At 32.2% G+C, this 4,153-nt stretch carries 2 protein-coding genes; one reads left to right on the top strand and one right to left on the bottom strand.

Annotation, left to right across the window (positions count from 1 at the left end; all coding sequences use genetic code 11):
• A partial coding sequence (locus tag Q0075_RS12925) for a hypothetical protein (RefSeq protein WP_297869871.1) occupies positions 1-291 on the top strand: 291 nt, incomplete at its 5' end.
• Here the strand turns inward: Q0075_RS12925 and Q0075_RS12920 are convergent.
• On the bottom strand, positions 288-4,118 hold the full coding sequence (locus Q0075_RS12920; RefSeq protein ID WP_297869870.1) for a LamG-like jellyroll fold domain-containing protein: 3,831 nt from the start codon (positions 4,116-4,118) through the stop codon (positions 288-290). The two genes, Q0075_RS12925 and Q0075_RS12920, sit on opposite strands and share 4 nt — an antisense overlap.
• Positions 4,119-4,153: the final 35 nt, after the last annotated feature.

Below are 4,153 nucleotides of genomic sequence, written 5' to 3'. Positions count from 1 at the left end.
ACTGAAGCAGAACGAAATGTATTTGCTCCAACCGGTAAAAAACCGATGAATAAAAACGTAGTTTATGTTTTGTCGGCGATTGGAATTACTTTTTTAATGAGTTTTGCGTTGTCTTTATTTTCTAAAGAACCCACTCAATTTTGTTTTCTAATTGATAGTTATTGTTTCAATTCAACTGGAAATCCAATGGCTTACACGTTTTATATCTTTATGAATCTTTGGATTTTAATTTTAGGAATAACCATCGCCTATCTTATTGGAAAAAAAATAGGCGATCGATTCAAAATTTAATTACGTATCATAATTTTTTCACTGAAGTATTTACCTTCATTAGTTTTAATTTTTACGATATAAACACCAGTTGCAATGTTTTTAATTGGTAGTTTGATATTGTTTTCAAAGCTGTTTACTCTCCAAGTATTTATTTTTTGTCCAAGTATAGAAAGTAAAATGACTTCTTTAATTTCATTATTCTTCGAATTAATAATCTCTAAATGATGATATTCAGAATTATAAAATACAATATTTTCAATATTTTCTTGAGTATTGTTGGAAAGCGTTTGATTTGAAAAACGTAACGAGAATCTATTGTTTATAGTTCCTGCTGGAATTGTAACACTATAATTTGTTAATCGAATATCATTATAGCTATTTGTAACATTGTCATGTATATAAATGGGTTGATTTAGGTCTAAATTTTCAACACCTTCCAATATAAAACTAACACTTCCTAATTGACTAGATTTTATAGTTATCGGATAAATGGCATTTATATTAAAATATCCAACACCTTGAATAACTAATTTATAGTTTCCTGATTGAAAATAGGCGTCATCAGGTTGAATATCGATTATTTCTCCATCATATCCTAAATTATAACCATCGTCTGCATTTTCGTTCATAAATCCAATTAAGAGTTGTCGATGAAAATTTGTACTACCAATATATCCTAATCTTATTCGGGTAAAATTATCAGGATTGTCATCTTCATTTCCATTCTCAGTTCTCACTTTTGCGTTTTGTTGTTTAAACATCTCATTTGAGTTTAAATTGGTTTCTTTTACAAATTTTCTTTGACTATTTTGAAATATGATTTGACCACCGTTTGTATTACCTTTTACAAAATATCCTTGTGCAACAGGTATGTATCTACCCGGAATTCTTGAGCTTGAGCCTAATCCGCTAATTAATGCAGGTGAAACTGGAGGAACACCACCAACTAAATTTCGAGCAGCATAACCTCCTTGATATCCTGATAAAATGTGAGTATTGTTTGAAGCATAATGTTCCCAAAAATATAAAGTTCCGGTAATTGCACTTAAATTATTAATGATGAATTCATTTGAATCAAGTGCAGAAGGATATGGATTTCCAATTAAGTTTATGTTGTTAACTCCAATTTGAATTCCAGTATGATTTATTATTCCATTATTTGGTTTTCCAGTGAAAACATAATTTTGAGGTTGAATATTTGGAGGGGCTACAATTCCACTTCCTTTCATTGTGTAGGCTTGTCCTGTTTGAAGTATAGTACTTTCGTTAATCTGTTGCCAATTAGCATATTCTGAAGTGAGATTAATAAATTTATATAGCCAATATCGAGCTAATTGCATTGGGTTTGGAGTTCCATTGTAACCTGAAATCCATGAAATGTTTTGTGGATTTGCAGCATTAGTACCATCTCGAAGTACACTTCCAATAGTAAATCCAGTATTGTTATTTGTAGTGCTTGCAATAGAGCTAACTGGTGAAGACCAATAATTGTAATTGTATAAATTACCAGTTCCTTTTTGATCTTTTTCAATAGTACCAATACTTGCAGGATCTAAATCACTATCTGTAGTTTGAAGTAATTGTGAATAATCATGTAAATCTATTTTTCCATCTAATTTCAAATACCAATCATTATGTATTTTGGTATCATTAGTAACATCAATTAGAACGTTTGAATCTACAATCATTCCTAAATCGATATGATTTGTGTTTGAATTGATATTGTGTTTTACATGAACAATTGACCAATCGTAATCCGCAATATCTAATCCACGAATTTGTTTTGAAACCGAGTTCACGGCTGTTGGAAAATCGCCAGTTTGTTCTGTTATAAATGGCATTGGCGCTTCTTGCACAGCAATTGTTTTTACGTTGAATATTTTTGCGCCTGGAGTAGTATCAATTGTTGAGGTTGTGTGATTATCAATTACATCGTCTTTATAATTGTCTAATTTAAAGTAACGAACAAGATTGATCCATGGCAAACTTGGAATGTCTTTAGGGATAATAGTTCCACGAGTTATACTATTATTGTCTTGTATTTCTTGGTACACCATTTTTTGGTATTGGGAATCGGTTAATGCTATATTAAATAGGCGAACTTCATCAATTTTACCTTTAAAAAATTGTGTATTAGTGATTGAGTTTTTTCCAATGGTAAAAAGGGAAGTATCTGATATATTTCCAGAAATAGATGTGCTATTTACCGTTTCGCCATTAATATATAATTTTAATAGTTCGTTTGGACCATCGTAAACCGCACCAATATGAATCCATTGTGCCGAATTTAGAGCCAAATTATTACTTAACATTGTTCCGTTAGCAACTACTTCTACTTCTTTGGAATTATTTATTTTAATGTAAAATTTGTCTTGACCTGCTACAATTCCTTCAGAAGAAAATGCTGAGTTGATATTGATCCAAGCCATTAATGAAGCATTTGGCCAATTGGTTATAACGTTGTTGTCAGTTGCATAATCATTTCTACCATCAAATTCGATGAATAATTTTCGTTCTAAATTTCTAGGTGAACCAAAAACAGTATTATTAGTATCAAAAGCGTCTAAAATTCCATCATCATCGGTATCTGTCGTTCCGTCAATAATTCCATCGTTATTGGTGTCTAAACTAGCGTAAAGGGTTTGTGAAATATCAAAAGTTACTCCGTTTGACATTACATCTAAATAGTCAGGAATTCCATCACCATCAGTATCTTTAACATAATCAATAAAAGGAGCTACATTAGTGCCTTGATTATTATTTCCGTAAACATTAAAAGCATAATCATAAATATCTAAAATTCCATCACCAAAACCTTCTAAGGTACCATCACCATCAGTATCTTTATTTCTAAAGTTTTCTGATTCAGGTCCGTTTCCCGCTCCATCTCCATTAATGTCTCCATCTCCATTTTCATAACCTGCATATGCATTTGTATTTCCAGCCCAAGATTCATCAACGTCAAATACACTATCATTATCGCTATCTAAATCTAAATAATTAGGAGCACCATCACCATCACTATCAGGAATAATATTAGATTCTGCTACATCGTGCATTCCGTTTTGATTGCTATCAACCCATTGGTACAAATAAGCTTTTCCATCAGATAAATTACCCAAACCCACTTCAACTACATCTGGAATTCCGTCATTGTCAGAATCTAAATCAAATACATCAGCAATAGTATCTCCGTCTAAATCACACAATGTTTGCGAAATTAATATATCGTCTAAAGCCAAATCATTCCCTGTTCCTCCTGTTTCATTATTAATGAAAATTACTTTAAAAGCACTTACATTAAGATTGATATTTGCTGTAAAATGCTGCCAATCACCAGCTAAATTTCCAGCTGTGGTAGGCGGAATATCTCCGGTTTCAATAAACGTAATTAAGTTATCACTCATGTCAAGAAATTCTACTCGTACATCAGGTCGTAATCGAGTTGCAATTCCAGGAGCATCAGTTCTATCTAAGTTTAAAACCCAAAAGCTGTAGGTAATTGGGATGTTTGGTAGTGCGCCTGTAATGGTTGCTGTATAGAAAATGCCTGGAGTGTATGACGCATTAAAAATTGCCATTCTTCCATTTGGGTTTCCAGTATGATCGCCACCCATGTGCCAATATGAAGGTGCCCAAGAAGCAATTTGTGCAGATGGACCAACGGTGTATTTCCCATCATTTAAGTCGGTTAAGTTCAGGTTAGGACATTCTGGAGTGTTTATTCCAACAGTTCCATCTTCAAAACAATAACTCGTTAGTGCATTATAAGTTGTATTGATGGTTGTTCGGCTTCCAGCTCCAAAAGTTTCATAAAGAAATTTATAATTTAACCCGTAGTGCATTATTAAACTAGATTAATTTTTAAGTTGTTAATATT

The organism is uncultured Flavobacterium sp. (assembly GCF_937967675.1).
Classification (GTDB): domain Bacteria; phylum Bacteroidota; class Bacteroidia; order Flavobacteriales; family Flavobacteriaceae; genus Flavobacterium.
Note: the sequence above shows the minus strand (reverse complement) of the source record. Positions and strands in the feature narration are given on the sequence as shown.